Raw genomic sequence first — 17,416 nt, forward strand, 5'->3', positions numbered from 1 at the left:
AATATATTCACACAAAATAAAACCATTTTAATGAAAAGTATAAAAATATTTGCTCCCGCTACTGTCGCAAACTTATCCTGCGGATTTGATGTTTTGGGCTGTTGCCTAGATAATGTTGGTGATGAAATGGTGATTACTCTTACCAACGAACCAGGTGTAAAAATTACTAAAATTGACGGAGCAAACCTCCCGTTAGAAACTCATAAAAATGTAGCAGGTGTTGCCACCGAAGCATTACTAGCAAAACTTGATACAGCAATAGGAGTCGAGATTGAAATTTATAAAAAAATAAAAGCAGGAAGCGGTATAGGCAGCAGTGCTGCTAGTAGTGCAGGTGCAGTCTGGGCTGTAAATCACCTCTTGGATTCTCCTTTTACACCACTCGAATTAATACAATTCGCTATGGAAGGAGAAAAATTGGCCAGTGGTAATGCCCACGCAGACAATGTTGCTCCTGCACTTATGGGGGGATTTACGTTGGTTCGCAGCTACACTCCTCTAGACGTCATAAAACTAAACTCTCCTCAGGATTTATTTATGACAGTTATTCATCCACAAATTGAAGTAAAAACATCTGATTCCAGATCGGTGATCAAACATAAGGTAACACTTAACAAAGCTATTCAACAATGGGGAAATGTTGGTGGATTAGTAGCAGGGCTATACACAGAAGACTATCAACTTATTGGAAGAAGTCTTAACGACGTAATTATAGAACCGTTACGATCTATATTAATTCCTGAGTTCGATACCATAAAAGAAGCTTCAATAGCAAACGGAGCTTTAGGTTCTGGAATATCTGGATCTGGGCCTTCCGTATTTGCTTTAAGCAAAGGAAAGGACACCGCTACAAAAGTAGCCAGTGCCATCGAAGATGTGTACACTAAAACCGGAATTAACTTCGACATTCATATTTCAGAAATAAACGCGCAAGGAGTTAAAATTTTAAACTAACAAAAAAAAGAATTAAAAGGATTACTTCTCCTATCAAAAAGAGATTAGTAAGGCATAAAAAAAGCCTTCGAAACAAAAAGAACAAAAAGCAATGCAATACTATAGCTTAAATAATAACTCACCCAAAGTATCTTTTTCTGACGCTGTCATCAATGGATTAGCGCCAGATAGAGGACTTTATTTTCCTGAAAATATAACTCCTTTACCAGCATCATTTTTTGAAACCATTACTTCGCTTGATAACGCAGAGATCGCCTATCAAGCAATACAACAATTTGTAGGTGATGAAATTCCTGAACCTATTCTTAAGGATATTCTAGCAGACGTATTAAGTTTTGATTTTCCCGTTGTAAATATTGAAGATAATATAGGAACCTTAGAGCTTTTTCATGGTCCAACAATGGCGTTTAAAGATGTCGGAGCAAGATTTATGGCAAGATGTCTAGGGTATTTCAACAAAAACAACAAAAATAATGTTACTGTTCTTGTAGCTACTTCTGGTGATACTGGAGGTGCAGTGGCTAATGGTTTTTTAGGTGTTAATGGTGTAAACGTAGTTATCTTATACCCTAGCGGAAAAGTAAGTGATATTCAAGAAAAACAACTAACAACTCTTGGACAAAACATTACTGCACTCGAAGTAGATGGTGTTTTTGACGATTGTCAGGATATGGTAAAAACTGCATTTCTTGACACTAGCATCACAGATTATAAACAATTAACTTCTGCCAACTCTATCAATGTAGCAAGGTGGTTACCACAATTGTTTTATTTTTTGTTTGCCTACAAACAAATAAAACAAAAGAATAAAGAAGTTGTTTTTTCTGTTCCTAGTGGTAATTTTGGTAATATCTGTGCTGGAATCGTTGCTCAAAAACTTGGACTTCCTGTAAAACACTTTGTTGCTGCCACCAATAGTAATGATACGGTTGTTCGGTATTTAGAAACCGAAAAATATGAGCCAAAACCATCTGTTGCCACGATTTCTAACGCTATGGATGTTGGTAATCCTAGTAATTTTGTTAGAATACAACAACTTTTTGACAATAACTTTAATACTTTAAAAGGTAAGTTTTCTGCATACAGCTATAGCGATCTACAAACCAAAGAGGCTATGACCACCGTATTTAATAATTCTGGATATATTACCGATCCTCATGGTGCTATTGGATATTTGGGTCTTAAGGATTATAAATTAGAGAATAATGAATACGGCGTGTTTTTAGAAACAGCACACCCGGTTAAATTTTTAGATATTGTAGAAAACACTTTGGATACTACTGTGGATATACCAACTCAAATCCAAAATGTTATTAATAAAGAAAAACATAGTATTGCAATTAACAGTTACGAAGAACTTAAAAAGTTTCTTTTATCTTCATAGCAACTTTAAAATAGTAAAAAAAGGCAATATTGTGCTTTGTTGCTTTTTTTACCAAAAATAAGAAAGCGCTTAGAAATTATTTTCTAAGCGCTTTTTATATTTTAAATATATCTTATTATTCTCCCATTGCTGCAGTTACAGCTGCAGAAATCTTTTTATACGTTCCATTTTCTAAACGTTCACGTATTGCAGAGAAAGCTATTAAAGTTTCTTCTATATCTTCCATCGTATGTGATGCAGTTGGAATTAACCTAAGTAATATCAATCCTTTTGGTATTACTGGGTACACTACTATAGAACAGAATATACCATGATTTTCTCTAAGGTCTTTTACCAAAGCCATAGCCTCAGGAATACTACCTTTTAGATATACTGGTGTAACACAACTTTGTGTAGTTCCCAAATCAAATCCACGTTCTCTAAGTCCGTTCTGCAATGCATTTACATTTTCCCATAACTTTTCTTTCAGTTCTGGCATTGTTCTAAGCATATCCAAACGCTTTAGCGCTCCGATTACCAATTGCATTTGCAATGACTTTGCAAACATCTGTGAACGTAAGTTATATTTTAAGTAATCAATAATCTCTTGATCAGCCGCAATAAAGGCTCCCGTACTTGCCATAGATTTAGCAAAAGTCGCAAAATACACATCGATCTGATCTTGTACACCTTGCTCCTCTCCTGTTCCTGCTCCTGTTTTTCCTAAAGTTCCAAAACCATGAGCATCATCTACAAACAGTCTAAAATTATATTTATCCTTAAGTGCTACAATCTCTTTTAGTCTACCTTGTTCACCACGCATCCCAAAAACACCTTCAGAAATCAATAAGATTCCTCCACCAGTCTTTTCGGCCATTTTTGTAGCTCTCATAAGATTTTTGTCAATACTTTCTATATCATTATGTCTATAAGTATATCTTTTTCCTTGATGTAACCTTACCCCATCAATAATACAAGCATGTGCATCTACATCATAAACAATAATATCGTCTTTACCAACCAGCGCGTCGATGGTAGAAACCATACCTTGGTAACCAAAGTTTAGTAAATATGTAGCCTCTTTTTCTACAAATTCTGCCAATTCGTCCTGTAATTGTTCGTGTAAATCGGTATGACCACTCATCATCCTAGCTCCCATTGGGTAAGCAGAACCATAAGCTGCAGCAGCTTCTGCATCTACCTTTCGAACTTCTTCCTTGTTGGCTAATCCCAAATAGTCATTGATACTCCAGGTAATAACTTCTCTCCCTTGAAACCTCATTCTATTTGATATAGGACCTTCTAGTTTAGGAAAAACAAAATATCCCTCTGCCTGATCTGCCCACTTTCCTAATGGCCCTTTGTCTTTGTAAATCTTATCAAATAAATCTCTCATTTATCAAAAAATTGTTTCTTATAAGTGTGCGAAAATACGGAAAATTGATTTGATGACATAATTATATTTGTATTGACTTTTATAAAGTGTCATTTTAACAATTACTAATCTATAAACACAAAAAGCTTATAGAAAACCTTCTAAATCTTTAATAACCTAAACCTCACAATATCAAACAAATGCTTTTTAAAAGCAAATGATGTATGTCTGTTTTTTATTATTAAATAAAAAACACCCTCTAACATAGAGGATGTTTTATTTTATTTCTTCTTATTTATTTTATAAACTGAACCTGTTGTAGCTCTACATCTATTTCTTCTAAATCTGTATCGAAAAAACCTTGTTCATTCATCCATTCATCACTATATACCTTACTCATATAACGAGATCCATGGTCAGGAAAAACTACAATTACATTACTATTTTCATCAAACTCTCCTCGCATTGCCAATTGTTTTATCCCTTGCAAAGCTGCTCCACTAGTATACCCCAAAAACAAACCTTCTTTGATTGCCAGTTCTCTAGTTGTATGAGCACTATCTTCATCACTTACCTTTTCGAATTTATCAATACTATCGAAATCTGTCGCTTTAGGAATTAAATTCTTACCTAATCCTTCTATTCTATATGGGTAAATTTCATTCTTATCGAACTCTCTGGTTTCGTGATATTTTTTAAGAACCGATCCATAGGCATCAATTCCGAGAATACGAATTTGTTCATTTTTCTCTTTCAAATATCTAGCTGTACCAGATATTGTTCCTCCTGTACCGCAACAAGCTACAAAATGCGTAAGCTTACCATTAGTTTGATTCCATACCTCTGGACCAGTATATTTGTAGTGAGCTTCAATATTTAGTTTATTAAAATATTGATTAATATATACCGAATTAGGATTTTCTTTATGCAATCTTTTTGCAACCTCATAATAAGATCGTGGATCATCTGCAGGAACATTTGCTGGACACACATAAACCTTTGCTCCCATGCTCTTGAGCATAGATATTTTATCTTTTGAGGATTTAGAACTCACTGCAAGGATACAATTATAGCCTTTTATCACGCTCACCATTGCCAAACTAAAACCGGTATTACCGCTTGTTGTTTCAATAATAGTATCGCCTGGTTTAAGAATACCTTTTCTCTCGGCTTCTTCTATAATAAAAAGTGCTATTCTGTCCTTAGAGGAATGGCCCGGATTAAATGACTCTACTTTTGCATAGTAGTTGCCCGGAAAGCCTTTCATAATCTTATTCAGTTTTATAAGTGGAGTATCACCAATAAGTTCTAATATATTATTATAAGCCTTTATATCTTCTCTCATATAGTTGGTGTTTATACAGTCCTATAGAATAAAAAACGGGGGAACTACAAAACTGTTACAAAAACGGTACGAAGTTACATTATTTTTTTTAATTAGTCTTTTATACCTTCAAGATCTAGTAAAAAGGCATATTCTTCGGCTACTTCTTTTAGTGCTTCAAATCTTCCTGAAGCCCCTCCATGCCCTGCTTCCATGTTGGTATGAAGTAACAATAAATTTTCATCGGTTTTCATTTCTCTTAATTTTGCAACCCATTTGGCTGGTTCCCAATACTGCACTTGAGAATCATGTAGTCCTGTTGTAACTAACATATTAGGATAATCTTGTGCCTTAACGTTATCGTATGGAGAATACGATTTCATATAATCATAATACTCTTTTTCATTTGGATTACCCCATTCATCATATTCACCGGTAGTTAAAGGAATACTATCATCAAGCATTGTAGTAACCACATCTACAAACGGAACGGCTGCTACAATTCCATTATATAATTCTGGTGACATATTAACAACAGCTCCCATCAATAAACCTCCAGCAGATCCTCCCATGGCATATAGATGATCAGACGATGTATAACTTTCTTTTATTAAATATTCTGAGCACGCAATAAAATCTGTAAACGTGTTCTTTTTCTTAAACAACTTTCCATCCTCATACCAGGATCTACCCAAATATTCGCTACCTCGAACATGTGCTATAGCAAAAATAAACCCTCTGTCTAACAAGCTTAACCTAACAGTAGAGAAGTAAGGATCGATCGTAGAACCATAAGAACCGTAACCGTACTGTAATAATGGATTGGATCCATCTTTTTTGATTCCTTTTCTATATACCAAAGAAATAGGAACCTTTACACCATCTGCTGCCGTTGCCCATACTCTTTCTGATTGGTAATTATTTTTATCAAACTTACCTCCTAGTACCTCTTGCTCTTTTTTAATTTCTTTTTCCTTGGTTTCCATATCAAAATCAATAACAGAATTAGGAGTTGTTAAAGAATTATATGCGTATCGTAAGGATTTGGTATCAAAATCAGGATTAGTACTCACATAAGCTGTATAGGTCTCATTATCAAAAGGAAGGTAATAATCTGCTTTACCGTCCCATCGTTTTATATTAATTTTATTAAGACCATTAGAGCGCTCACTTATTACCAGGTAATCTTTAAAAATATCGATATCTTCTAACAAAACATCTTTTCTATGAGGAATAAGATCTACCCAATTTTCTTTAAGCGTATTTCCCTCTGAAACTTTCATCAATTTAAAATTGGTAGCGCTGTCTGCATTGGTTAATACATAAAAACTATCTTCGTAATGTGCTATACCGTATTCTAAACCACGTACCCTTGGTTGAAAAACTTTAAATTCTCCCATAGGGTCATCTGCTTTCAAAATACGATATTCTGATGTTAATGTGCTACTTGAACCAATGACCAGGTACTTTTTAGATTTAGTTTTATAAACAAATGTATTATAGGTATCATCAGTCTCATTATAAATCTCTACATCATCAGAAACTTCGGTCCCCAAAATATGTCTATAAACTTTATCAGAACGTAATGTTTCATCGTCCTTTTTGGTATAAAACAACGTTTTACTATCTGCTGCCCAAGTACTACCTCCTGTAGTTGTTTCGATCACTTCTGGATAAATAACACCTGTTTCAAGGTTTTTAATACGAATAGTATATTTACGTCTACTTATTGTATCTACACCAAAAGCTACTAATTTGTTATCTGGGCTAATATTAATACCCGATAACTTAAAATAACTATGACCTTCTGCTTCCTTGTTACAATCAAACAAAATCTCTTCTTCTGCATCTAAAGAATCTTTTTTTCTTGAATAAATTGGATAGTCTTTACCCTTTTCATACCTAGTCAAATACCAATATCCATTCAATTTATATGGTACCGAAGAGTCATCTTCTTTAATTCTTCCTTTCATTTCTTCAAACAGAGATGTTTGAAAATTTTTGGTATGCGCAGTTATTTTATCATTATAATTATTTTCTTGAGTTAAATAATCTATAACTTGTGGATTTTCTCGTTCATTCAACCAAAAATAATTATCAACACGAACATCACTATGTTGTTCTAACTTTTCAGGTTTTTTATCTGCAATAGGTGTTTGTATTTTGGTATCCAGTGTCGCCATGTTATTTTTTTTACAAGAGGTAGCAAAAATAAGTGATATTAAGAAGATAATATGCGAAGATTTCATAATAATCCTTTTAGTTTATTAACAACCAAAATACTAATTTTGCTAATATAAATTAAAAACAAAGAATATTATGTTTGGAGATATGATGGGTATGATGGGCAAATTAAAAGAAGCCCAACAAAAAGTTGAAGACACAAAAAAAAGGCTAAATACTGTTTTGGTTGATGAAAAAAGTGCTGATGATCTTCTTAAAGTAACCCTTACAGCAAATAGAGAAATTAAAAATATTACTATTGATGATCAATTGTTAGAAGACAAAGAGCAACTTGAAGATTATCTGGTTTTGACATTAAATAAAGCCATTGCAAAAGCGACTCAAATTAACGAGTCTGAATTAGCTGCTGTGGCGAAAGAAGGAATGCCTAACATACCTGGTTTGGATAAGTTCATGTAATTTTTGCATACCTAAGTTGATTATTCTATTTTTATGTTACTATAAAACTAATTTGGTAGTTTTATGATTTTAAAATAGAATTGGTATCATTTTTGAAACTTAATCTTAAAAGTAATATAGATCAAACCATGAAAAATCTTTTCCTTCTTTTATTTTTTTCTTTCTCTATAGCATATGCGCAACAAAAGCAACAGGATGTAACCTGGTTACAGGACTTTGATAAAGCAAAGAGTATAGCAAAAAAGAAAAACAAAAAGGTATTGCTATACTTTAGTGGTAGTGATTGGTGTGCCCCTTGTAAAATGCTGAAAAAAGATTTTTTTGAAAATGATAAATTTAAGAAATATACCAGTTCTTTTGTATTGATGCTAGTAGATATCCCGAGGAACCGAGATTTATTAACAGAAAAACAAAGAGAACAAAATGCTAAGTTGCTCGAACAATATAATACGCAAAAGTCTTTCCCTTTAGTTACTATTATAGATACAAAAGGAAAGGTTATCGATAAAATATCGGGTTATAACTCGTTAAGAGATCCCAAGTTTCATTTTGAATTATTAGATAAACTTTCGAAATAAAACTAGGTATATAAATTACAAAGAGGTTACTCGTACAGAGTAACCTCTTTTTTTAATACTATTTTTGTAAGATTATTGAATCAATCTAAACTCTGTTCTTCTATTAGAAGAATGCTCTCTTTCTGTACAAGTTACACCATCTGCACATCTATTCTTTAATCTAGTTTCTCCATATCCATTAGCTACCAAACGGCTATTATTAATTCCTTTAGAAATTAAGTAAGTAACAACAGCTTGCGCTCTTCTATCTGATAATTCTTCGTTACTTGATTTTGATCCTCTAGAATCTGTATGTGATGCGATTTCCATTTTAGATCCTGGATTATTCGCCAATACCGGCATTAATCTAGTATCAATTATTTTTTTTGCCTGTGTTGTTAAGGTAGCACTTGCCAAATTCCAATTGATTGGCAATGCAGAATACTCTACAAGAGAACACTCTACTTCTTTCCATATAGTTAATCCTCCTTTTTTAGCAAGCACCTCTTTGTCAATTGTTTCAAAAGTAGCTGGAATTACTTCTTCTTCTGTATACGCATCTTTTACCAATACTGTTTTTTTGATGGTTGCATATTCTTCTGGAATTACTTCTTCTATAATTTTTGCAGGCTCTACCAGTACTCTTTTTGTAAAAGTAGCTGTTTGCTCTGCTATAGAGTTACTTTGTGTTGTAGCATCTGCAGCTAGTGTTTTTGTTGGTATTGTTTCATACTCTGCTGGATATCCTTTATAACACCAATAACGGCAATCTTCTGGATTGCTAGAGGCACAATCTGGTGCAGGTGCTCCTAACTCCCATTGTGCATAAGCAGATTTGATCTCAACACTTTCTGAAGAAGTCGCAAATTTAGCAGGTATCACTTTTAAAGTAGATGCTCCTTGTTTCTTTACATAAGTAACTGTTTTGGTTTCATATTTAGCAGGAATTACCTTTAGCTTTTTAGAAGCTTCCTTAATCACTACTTTTTCTGTTATCGTTTTATACTCTGCTGGATACGTTTTTAATTTTCTGTATTCGGGTGTAATTTCAACCTGTACGGTTTTGTTTTCATACACGTCTGGAGTGGTACATCGAACATAGCATTTACCTGGCTCTGGGTTTTCTGGTAAATCTTGTTGTGCCTGGACTGTAGTCCCTAAAATAATTAAAAGCAGTGTCGAAGTTAATTTTCTCATAATTGAATAGTTTTTAGTGTAATTATTTAATTACAATGAATATACAAAATAATCACGGATTTTTGTTATCCAGATTAAAGCCAAGTATATAATTCCGTTCAAATTCGATAATCTGTATTTCTTCTCGATAAAATGCTAAAATATTCATAATGTTCAGTCATAAATCATTTTTCTTTTTGCTTTTAATTCTATAATTTTAGCAAAATCAAAACGAACTAATAAAAATCTTACAAATATGTTTGAACTTAAAAATACAGATGGATCCGGGTATCATTTTACCTTAAAAGCCAAAAATGGACAAGTAATTCTAAGTAGTGAAGTTTACAACAGTAAATCTGCTGCAGAAAATGGGATCAATTCTGTTAAAAAAAATGCGTCAGAAGATGGTAGATATGAACGCAAGACGGCAAAAAATGGTAAGTTTTATTTTAATTTAAAAGCCACAAATGGACAGATAATTGGAAGTAGTCAAATGTATTCTTCTGAATCTGGAATGGAAAATGGAATAAACTCTGTAAAAGAAAATGCTCCTGAAGCAACAACTAAGGAGCTATAATTTTTTCTTAGTAACAAATAATATAAATAAGCTGTTTATGGATATTTTCTATAAACGGCTTAATTAGTTTATAAAATCGTAGTCATTAATAGTTTTAAGAAATATTCATGCATTTCTTGGGTGTAATCCAAATGAGTGACAAATCTTAACTTACCTTGTCCCATGCTATAAAAATGAATATTTTTTTTTCCCATTTTTTCGATAAACATATCTGCATCGCCTTCAATATTGAATATTACAATATTTGTATCTATCGGTTCTACATGGGTTACAAAAGATAGTTTTTGTAATTGCCTACCAATTTCTTTGGCTCTCCTATGATCTTCAGATAATCGATCTATATTATTTTCTATTGCAAACAAACCAGCTGCAGCCAAATACCCTACTTGCCGCATTCCACCTCCTAAGATCTTTCTTATACGTATGGCACCTTCCATTAGCTTAGCATCACCAATTAAAATAGATCCAATTGGAGCACCTAAACCTTTGCTTAGACAAATTGAAATAGAGTCAAAAACCTCTCCGTACTGCAATGGTGTTTCATTTTTAGCTACTAATGCATTCCATAGCCGTGCACCATCCAAATGATATCCTAATGTATGCTCATCACATACCTTTTTAATTTTTTTTATTTCCTCAAAACTATAACATGCTCCTCCTCCTTTATTCGTTGTATTTTCTATACACACTAAACTTGTTAATGGGCTATGATAAAAATCTGGAGGGTTGATAGCATTTTTAACTTGATTAGCTGTAATCATACCTCGATGACCGCTTATCAATCTACAAGAAACTCCACTATTAAAAGATACCCCTCCTCCTTCATAATTATAAACATGTGCATATTCATCTGCTATAAGCTGCTCTCCTGGTTGTGTATGTAATTTAATTGCAGTTTGGTTCGCCATACTGCCTGATGGGAAAAACAGTGCGCTTTCCTTCCCAAACATTTTAGCAACTTTTTTTTCTAATTCATTGACTGTGGGGTCTTCTTTATAAACATCATCTCCTACTTTGGCATTCATCATTTCTTTAAGCATTTCGGGTGTTGGTTTCGTGACGGTATCACTACGCAAATCTATTTTCATACCACTATCTATTTAGTACTCTAAACAATAAAAATAATATTATTTTTACGAATAATATAGTCATTCAAAATCATTTTCTTAAAGTGAGTTATGCATAAAATACATGTTCATTATTTACTCTTATTGTTACTGTTCATTTCCATTTTGTTTACAACACAAAATAATTCGGATTCTATAAAACAAAAGTCCGATACAACATATATGTAAAAGAAGTTAAAAGAAAAATCAGCCTTTAGAAAATTTACTATAAAGGTGATTGCTTATGAGGTTCTAAAGGTGCTGAGACATTTTCTAAGGCTTTTAATAAACGAGTTGGAATAAATCCTTCTTATTTTCTTAAGCAATTTGATCAAACTGAAAATTAATAAACACTTACACTAGCTTAAACCTACACAAATCATAAGTAAGATAATTCTTTCTCACCAATCTTATAAATAATATTATTTTTGAAGCATTACAGCTATTTTCTAAACATATATTACATCATAACTATGGGTAAGTTTCAGATTACTATCATCTACTTATTTTCTCTTCTTCTATGTAACTTTATGTATTCACAAGATCATTTAGACTCATTGTATCAAAAAGGAGGATACGATGAATTAAAACGTGCTTTTTATGCGTATTGGAAAACCGATTCGGTAAAAGCGAAAAAAATTGCTAATTTTCATTTAAGGAAAGTTAAAGAGAATAAGGATACCATCAGAATAGCAAATGGTTATTACCGTTTGTCATTGATATCAAGCGATAAGATAAGTAATATATACTTGGATAGTATTATTAGTATAACCAAAAATGTCCAGAATAAAAATTTTCCCGCTAGAGCCTATTTTTTTAAAGCGCAATACAATTTAAATGAAAAAAGAGACATCGAAACAGTCATTGACCTTTTAAACAAAGCAAGAAAATATGCTATGGCCAATGAGAATCTAGATCTGCTATATCGAATAAATCACTATATAGGTACAATCAAAAGCGAGCATTTACATAAAAAAGAAGAAGCACTTGCAATATTTAAAAAATGTGAGCAATATTATAAAGTAGAACTTACATACATGCATAAAGTTAGATATTTATACACCTTAGGTATGTTGGCAGAAACCTATATTGGACTTAAAAAAAATGATTCAGCCACTTACTATTATACCTTAGCATATAATAAAGCTGTTATGAACGAGGACACTGTTGTTTCTAAAATAAAAGCATATTTTACATTAGGTGAAGGAGTTAATCATTATCATAAAAAACAATATCAAGCTTCCATAGATAGTATAAGTGTTGCATTACCCACTATGATCGATTTTGAAGATAAAATAAAAACAATCGACAGTTATTTTTATTTAGGAAGGTCTTATTATGAATTGGGTTATGAAGAAAAATCTATTCCCTATTTTATTAAAACTGACTCTATACTGGAAACCGTTAATTCATTACCAGAACATAAATATATTAAAACCTATGAATATTTAAAAAAATATTATAAATCAATCAATGACTTACATAATCAAAATAAGTATTTAAACAAATTAACCATTATACTCGATAATTACTTGAACGATCAAATTACTATTAGTAAAAAAGTAAAAGAAGATTATGATATCTTATTATTAAAAGAAGAGCAAAAGGCTTTATTAACTAAACTCAACCGAAAAGAAAGGGCATATTTTTCAAATTTATCTATTTTAATACTGCTTTTACTACTTTCTGGTAGTATGATATTTTATCAATATAATAAAAGGAAAAATTCTCAAGCCAAGTTTGAAGAGTTAATGAGAAACCTAGAATCAAAATCTAAGCAAAAAAACTCTTTAAATAAGAAGCCAATCATCAAAGATGAACTTATAGGAATTCCGGAAAAACATATCAAATATATTCTTAGTGAATTAGATATTTTCGAAAGAAATCATGAATTTACGAATACAGGCATAAGTATTCAATCACTTGCTGATAGTATGCAGACCAATGTAAAATATCTATCACGTGTTATTAATCATTATAAAAAGAAAAAGTTCACCACATACCTAAATGAACTTAGAATTAATCATGCGGTAAAAGAACTTCAAAACAATACTGTATTGCAAAAATATACGATCAAAGCCATTGCAAATGAATTCGGTTTTAATAGTTCTGAAACATTTTCTAACGCATTTTATAAGCAAATTAAAATCAAACCTTCATTTTATATTAAAGAACTTTCGAAAATCAATAAAACTACCAAAACCGAAATAATTCATTAAAAACATGAAACTTACACTGTTTTAATGGTGACGAAATTCCGGAATATCGTACGATATTCCAGATTCTTTCTATTTTTTGCAATTGATTTTCTATACTTTTATCCTAATCATAATTATTAAAACAACTTAAGATGAAAAAAAAATCAATAGGCACTAAAAAATTATCCCTTCAAAAAATTGAAATATCTAAATTAAACCATCTAAATACGATTAAAGGTGGTGGAATGAGTGGTCAAAATGGAGATAATTTTAGATGTAAAACAGAACACACAAATAGCCGTGAAGATTGCCCAAGAGGTTTTAATGGTCAACCATAGTAACATTTTGTCAAATAACCCTGTTAGGATCTAATTTATGACAAAAAAATAGTGTTAAAAAAGACAATTTCAGCACTCAATAGATTAGATTTTTTTGTGAACCTAATCAAAAAAATCTAATCTATATATGCTTTCTGACATTATAGTTATTTTTCAAGAAAATATACCTGCATTTATTTTCTTAATTCTCGCAATCACATATCACACCGATAATTAAATACATTAACTAAGTATACCAAAGGTAAGTTTCTAAAAACATACTCATAGTTTTTTACGCCACAGCAGTTACTTTGGGTTGTTCTACAGCATGAATGATTCCGTTTTGCAAGGCTACTACATGATCTGCCATTGCAATAGTATCGGGTCTGTGTGCGATAATTATTCTGGTAATATTTAGCTTTTTTACGGTTTCATTGACTATAGACTCTAGTCCAACATCAAGATGAGAGGTTGCTTCGTCCAAAAACAAGATCTTTGGTTTTTTATACAATGCTCTTGCCAGCAATAAACGTTGTTTTTGTCCACCAGATAAGCTACTTCCCATATCCCCTATCAAAGTATGATATCCCATTGGCATTGCCATAATATCATGATGTATGGCAGCCATCTGGCCACACTGCTCTATCCATTGCTGGTTAAACTCTGGATCAAAAAAGCTAATATTATCTGCGATACTACCTGATAACAATTGATCATCTTGCATCACCGTACCGATCAAGCTTCTATAGGATCGTAACCCTACTTTTCTAACATCATATCCATCTATTTCTATGGCTCCTGTTTCTGGTTTGAGTAATCCCAGCATAATTTTCATGAGGGTAGTTTTACCACAGCCAGAAGCCCCAATGATTGCCATCGATTTTCCGTCCGCTATCGTAAAATTCAAGTTTTTAAACAAATAGGGTTCGTTATCAGAATATCTAAAACTGATATCTTTTAGGTTTAGTTCTCCCTTTACCATTGGTAACTGTCTTTGGCTATCGATATCTTTTTCTTCTTCAGAAAGGATAATATCTCCTAACCTTTCCATATGTAGCGATAACATCTTAAACTGAATAAATTTATTGACCAGCGCTGAGGCTTTACCTGTAAATTGGTTTTTATATGACATAAATGCATACAACATACCAATGGTCATTAAACTATCCATAACCAACGTTGCGGCCAGATAGATCACTACAATATTCTCTACTCCAAATAAAATACCATTAATTAGGTTATAACCAATATTAAGCTTCCCGATTCGAATACCGGTATTCATCGCATCTGCATAGTAGTTATGCCATACCGTTTGTCGTTGATTTTCATTACCAAATAATTTAATACTTTGTACACCACGAACAGTTTCCATAAAATTCGAATTTTGTTTGGCATCAGCTACTATGGCTTCTTCGTTTAGTTCTCTATAGGGACGATATAGTGCTAATCGAATTATGATATACAAAGCTACTGCAGCAATTACTATAAAAGCTAAAGTGGTACTATACACAAACATCATTACCAAAAGTCCAATAGCCATAATACCATCTACCACAGCCTCGATAAGGCCGGTCGTTAATAACTGTTTTACTTCTTCGAGTGATCCAAATCGCGAAACGATATCTCCGATATGTCTTTTCTCAAAGTAATCCATTGGTAACTTCAATAAATGGCGAAACAGGTTTGCTGCCATTTGTATATTGAGCTGAGTTCCCATATACAATACTACCATACCTCTTAGAGCAGATACGAGATAGCTAATTAATTGCATCACTCCGAACCCCAATGCCAAAATGATCAATAAATCTGTATCTCTACTTATAATTACATCATCGACCACTAACTGCATATAAAAAGGAGACGCAATTGCAAAGAGTTGCAATACCATAGAAAGTACCAGAACCTGAATCAATACACGTTTTAAGCCCGTAATTCTACTCCAGAAATCAGATAGCTTTGCTTTTTTAGCAATATTTTTTGGTTTAAAATCAGGAGTTGGAGTTAATTCTAGTGCAACTCCGGTAAAATGCTTAGAAACCTCTGTCAGTTTTAATGTTCTTGCTCCTACTGCCGGATCGTGTATTTCTACCTTATTTCCTTTTACCGATTTTAAAACAACAAAGTGGTTAAGATCCCAATGTAGTATACAAGGTTTTTTTAACTGCGAAAGCTCTTCCAACTCTAAACGTAGTGGCCGTGAGCTAAATTGTAAATTATCGGCTAGTGTAATAAGACCTTGCAACGTTGCTCCTTTCGATGATATCGAATACTTACGTCTTAATGCGTTTAGATCTGTTTTATATCCATAATAATTAGTTACCATTGCTATAGAAGCAAGGCCACATTCTGCAACTTCTGTTTGTATAATTACAGGTAGATTTTTACGCCAACCATAACGCAATAAATGTACAGGATTCTCCATAATACTTTATAATTTTCCTTTTAGGCTATATATAGGCTCTAGTAGCCATTGCCCTAAACTTCTTTCCTCTAAAATAATATCAGCCGCCACAGACATGCCCGATTGTAATAACATTTCTTTTCCGTACGCATTAATGGTCTGCTGATCTAATGCTACTTTGATTCGATAGACGGGTTCTTGTATAGGCAAAGGTATTGATGCTTCTGTTGGATTAATTACCGTTTCTGCAATTTGGATCACTGTACCTTCATACAATCCATAGCGTTGGTATGGAAATGCATCATATCGTAACAATACTTTTTGCCCTTTTTTAACAAAACCAATTGCTCTGGATGGTAAAAACAACTCGGCATATAGTATGGTATTTTCTGGTATAATGGTTAGTATAGGACTTGTAGAAAAAACACTTTGCCCAATGGTCATTTGTGCAGCTGTAATTCGACCATTTACAGGAGCTTTAACGGTATACGAACTACTATTTTTTAATTCTATAATACGTTCTTCTAATTGTGCATATTGGTTTTGTAACTCTTGTAACCGATTATTTTTTCTAAGTGGGAGTTGCTCTGATTGTTTTTGTGTATTCGTAATCTCGGTGCGTTTGGTGATTAGCAATCGTTTTGCTGCATCTATGGCAGTTTTTTTGGTAAAGAAATCATTCTTTTTACGAAGTAATTCTTCTTCAGAAATCAATCCTTTATGTTTAAGCGTTTTATATTTTTCAAGCAATTCTTTGGATAGGTTTACTTCTTCTTGCTGGCTTTTTATTTGTTGCTGTAATTGATCATATTCACTATTAGTATTCCCCAATGTTATCGACAAACGGTTATTTTCACTGGCAAAGACTCCTTTTTCATCATCAATTCTTTGTTCCAGATTATTTTTTTGCTCTAGTAATCTATTTAAGAGTTGCTGCTGAATACTCAAACTGTCTTTGGTACCCCGTTCTGTAACGATTTCGAATAAATTTTCTCCTTTGGTAATTTGCTGGCCATCTGTGATATAATGTTGATCGACAACTCCATTAAAAGGAGCATATACACGTACCACCCCTTTATCTGGTATGAGATACCCGGTTACCATTTCGCGACGGGCAAAGGTGCCAAAAGCCAATAATATTCCTACTACACTCACTATGATCAATATAGCCAGGGTATAGATCCAAAAGGATAAAGGCCTTAGTAAAAGCACATCTCCTAAAAGACGTTGTGTATTATTTTCTATCGCTTCTTTTCTAAAAAGGGATGAACTCATTTTTTAATTTTAATTAGATGTTGTGATCAGTTTTGTGTTTAAATCATTATATCTATTCTGCACAAAGACAAAAGATTGCCCGGATATAAGGTGCAAGAAATCTATATAATCTAACCAAAGAATTTCTTATACCTAGTTTTAACCCGACTT

At 32.7% G+C, this 17,416-nt stretch carries 14 protein-coding genes; 7 read left to right on the forward strand and 7 right to left on the reverse strand.

Features of this window, described 5'->3' with window-relative positions:
* The first annotated feature begins 30 nt into the window (after nucleotides 1-30).
* Entirely contained in the window at nucleotides 31-954 is a 924-nt protein-coding gene (locus tag ABW636_RS06040) for a homoserine kinase (RefSeq protein ID WP_367589059.1), read from the forward strand.
* Nucleotides 955-1,045: 91 nt separating this feature from the next.
* On the forward strand, nucleotides 1,046-2,338 hold the full coding sequence (gene thrC / locus ABW636_RS06045; protein ID WP_367589060.1) for a threonine synthase: 1,293 nt from the start codon (nucleotides 1,046-1,048) through the stop codon (nucleotides 2,336-2,338).
* 115 nt (nucleotides 2,339-2,453) lie between these two features.
* Here thrC and capB read toward each other — a convergent pair whose 3' ends face one another.
* From capB to ABW636_RS06060, 3 genes are all read right to left on the reverse strand, one after another.
* Nucleotides 2,454-3,713, reverse strand: a complete 1,260-nt coding sequence (capB, locus tag ABW636_RS06050; protein WP_367589061.1) for a cysteate-C-fatty acyltransferase — start codon at nucleotides 3,711-3,713, stop codon at nucleotides 2,454-2,456.
* A 274-nt stretch (nucleotides 3,714-3,987) separates the two neighbouring features.
* On the reverse strand, nucleotides 3,988-5,037 hold the full coding sequence (gene capA / locus ABW636_RS06055) for a cysteate synthase (RefSeq protein WP_367589062.1): 1,050 nt from the start codon (nucleotides 5,035-5,037) through the stop codon (nucleotides 3,988-3,990).
* A gap of 92 nt (nucleotides 5,038-5,129) precedes the next feature.
* A complete protein-coding gene (locus ABW636_RS06060) occupies nucleotides 5,130-7,265 on the reverse strand; it encodes a S9 family peptidase (RefSeq protein ID WP_367589063.1) in 2,136 nt (711 codons plus the stop codon).
* Between the two features lie 70 nt (nucleotides 7,266-7,335).
* Between ABW636_RS06060 and ABW636_RS06065 the strand changes: the two genes are divergently transcribed.
* Both ABW636_RS06065 and ABW636_RS06070 read left to right on the forward strand, forming a co-directional pair.
* Nucleotides 7,336-7,659 carry a YbaB/EbfC family nucleoid-associated protein gene (locus ABW636_RS06065; protein WP_367589064.1) on the forward strand — a complete coding sequence of 108 codons (324 nt, stop codon included), beginning with the start codon at nucleotides 7,336-7,338 and terminating at the stop codon, nucleotides 7,657-7,659.
* Nucleotides 7,660-7,787: 128 nt separating this feature from the next.
* Nucleotides 7,788-8,237, forward strand: a complete 450-nt coding sequence (locus tag ABW636_RS06070) for a thioredoxin family protein (protein ID WP_367589065.1) — start codon at nucleotides 7,788-7,790, stop codon at nucleotides 8,235-8,237.
* A 72-nt stretch (nucleotides 8,238-8,309) separates the two neighbouring features.
* Here the strand turns inward: ABW636_RS06070 and ABW636_RS06075 are convergent, their stop codons facing one another.
* On the reverse strand, nucleotides 8,310-9,413 hold the full coding sequence (locus ABW636_RS06075; protein WP_367589066.1) for an OmpA family protein: 1,104 nt from the start codon (nucleotides 9,411-9,413) through the stop codon (nucleotides 8,310-8,312).
* Nucleotides 9,414-9,648: 235 nt separating this feature from the next.
* Between ABW636_RS06075 and ABW636_RS06080 the strand changes: the two genes are divergently transcribed.
* Entirely contained in the window at nucleotides 9,649-9,969 is a 321-nt protein-coding gene (locus ABW636_RS06080; RefSeq protein WP_367589067.1) for a YegP family protein, read from the forward strand.
* 68 nt (nucleotides 9,970-10,037) lie between these two features.
* Here the strand turns inward: ABW636_RS06080 and ABW636_RS06085 are convergent, their stop codons facing one another.
* Nucleotides 10,038-11,057, reverse strand: coding sequence for a threonine aldolase family protein (locus ABW636_RS06085; RefSeq protein WP_367589068.1), 1,020 nt, complete (start codon nucleotides 11,055-11,057; stop codon nucleotides 10,038-10,040).
* 548 nt (nucleotides 11,058-11,605) lie between these two features.
* On the opposite strand from ABW636_RS06085, the gene ABW636_RS06090 reads away from it, so the two are divergent.
* Together ABW636_RS06090 and ABW636_RS06095 are read left to right on the forward strand one after the other, a co-directional pair.
* Nucleotides 11,606-13,294, forward strand: coding sequence for a helix-turn-helix domain-containing protein (locus ABW636_RS06090; RefSeq protein WP_367589069.1), 1,689 nt, complete (start codon nucleotides 11,606-11,608; stop codon nucleotides 13,292-13,294).
* 131 nt (nucleotides 13,295-13,425) lie between these two features.
* Entirely contained in the window at nucleotides 13,426-13,611 is a 186-nt protein-coding gene (locus ABW636_RS06095) for a hypothetical protein (RefSeq protein WP_367589070.1), read from the forward strand.
* A gap of 271 nt (nucleotides 13,612-13,882) precedes the next feature.
* On the opposite strand, the gene ABW636_RS06100 is transcribed toward ABW636_RS06095, so the two are convergent.
* Both ABW636_RS06100 and ABW636_RS06105 read right to left on the reverse strand, forming a co-directional pair.
* Complete coding sequence (locus ABW636_RS06100) at nucleotides 13,883-16,012, reverse strand: peptidase domain-containing ABC transporter (RefSeq protein ID WP_367589071.1); 2,130 nt, start codon at nucleotides 16,010-16,012, stop codon at nucleotides 13,883-13,885.
* Between the two features lie 6 nt (nucleotides 16,013-16,018).
* The gene (locus tag ABW636_RS06105; RefSeq protein WP_367589072.1) at nucleotides 16,019-17,266 is read right to left on the reverse strand and encodes an HlyD family secretion protein; all 1,248 of its coding nucleotides are present in this window, start codon (nucleotides 17,264-17,266) and stop codon (nucleotides 16,019-16,021) included.
* Between the last annotated feature and the right edge of the window lie 150 nt (nucleotides 17,267-17,416).

Origin of the sequence: Aquimarina discodermiae, from assembly GCF_040786235.1 — a bacterium.
Lineage (GTDB): Bacteria > Bacteroidota > Bacteroidia > Flavobacteriales > Flavobacteriaceae > Aquimarina.

Excerpts from the sequence above, each read along its gene's own strand:
- ABW636_RS06065 (WP_367589064.1), top strand. The coding sequence starts at position 7,336 with ATGTTTGGAGATATGATGGGTATGATGGGCAAATTAAAAGAAGCCCAA.
- capA (WP_367589062.1), bottom strand. The coding sequence starts at position 5,037 with ATGAGAGAAGATATAAAGGCTTATAATAATATATTAGAACTTATTGGT.
- ABW636_RS06080 (WP_367589067.1), top strand. The coding sequence starts at position 9,649 with ATGTTTGAACTTAAAAATACAGATGGATCCGGGTATCATTTTACCTTA.
- thrC (WP_367589060.1), top strand. The coding sequence starts at position 1,046 with ATGCAATACTATAGCTTAAATAATAACTCACCCAAAGTATCTTTTTCT.
- ABW636_RS06095 (WP_367589070.1), top strand. The coding sequence starts at position 13,426 with ATGAAAAAAAAATCAATAGGCACTAAAAAATTATCCCTTCAAAAAATT.
- ABW636_RS06075 (WP_367589066.1), bottom strand. The coding sequence starts at position 9,413 with ATGAGAAAATTAACTTCGACACTGCTTTTAATTATTTTAGGGACTACA.
- ABW636_RS06085 (WP_367589068.1), bottom strand. The coding sequence starts at position 11,057 with ATGAAAATAGATTTGCGTAGTGATACCGTCACGAAACCAACACCCGAA.
- capB (WP_367589061.1), bottom strand. The coding sequence starts at position 3,713 with ATGAGAGATTTATTTGATAAGATTTACAAAGACAAAGGGCCATTAGGA.
- ABW636_RS06100 (WP_367589071.1), bottom strand. The coding sequence starts at position 16,012 with ATGGAGAATCCTGTACATTTATTGCGTTATGGTTGGCGTAAAAATCTA.
- ABW636_RS06040 (WP_367589059.1), top strand. The coding sequence starts at position 31 with ATGAAAAGTATAAAAATATTTGCTCCCGCTACTGTCGCAAACTTATCC.
- ABW636_RS06060 (WP_367589063.1), bottom strand. The coding sequence starts at position 7,265 with ATGAAATCTTCGCATATTATCTTCTTAATATCACTTATTTTTGCTACC.
- ABW636_RS06090 (WP_367589069.1), top strand. The coding sequence starts at position 11,606 with ATGTATTCACAAGATCATTTAGACTCATTGTATCAAAAAGGAGGATAC.
- ABW636_RS06070 (WP_367589065.1), top strand. The coding sequence starts at position 7,788 with ATGAAAAATCTTTTCCTTCTTTTATTTTTTTCTTTCTCTATAGCATAT.
- ABW636_RS06105 (WP_367589072.1), bottom strand. The coding sequence starts at position 17,266 with ATGAGTTCATCCCTTTTTAGAAAAGAAGCGATAGAAAATAATACACAA.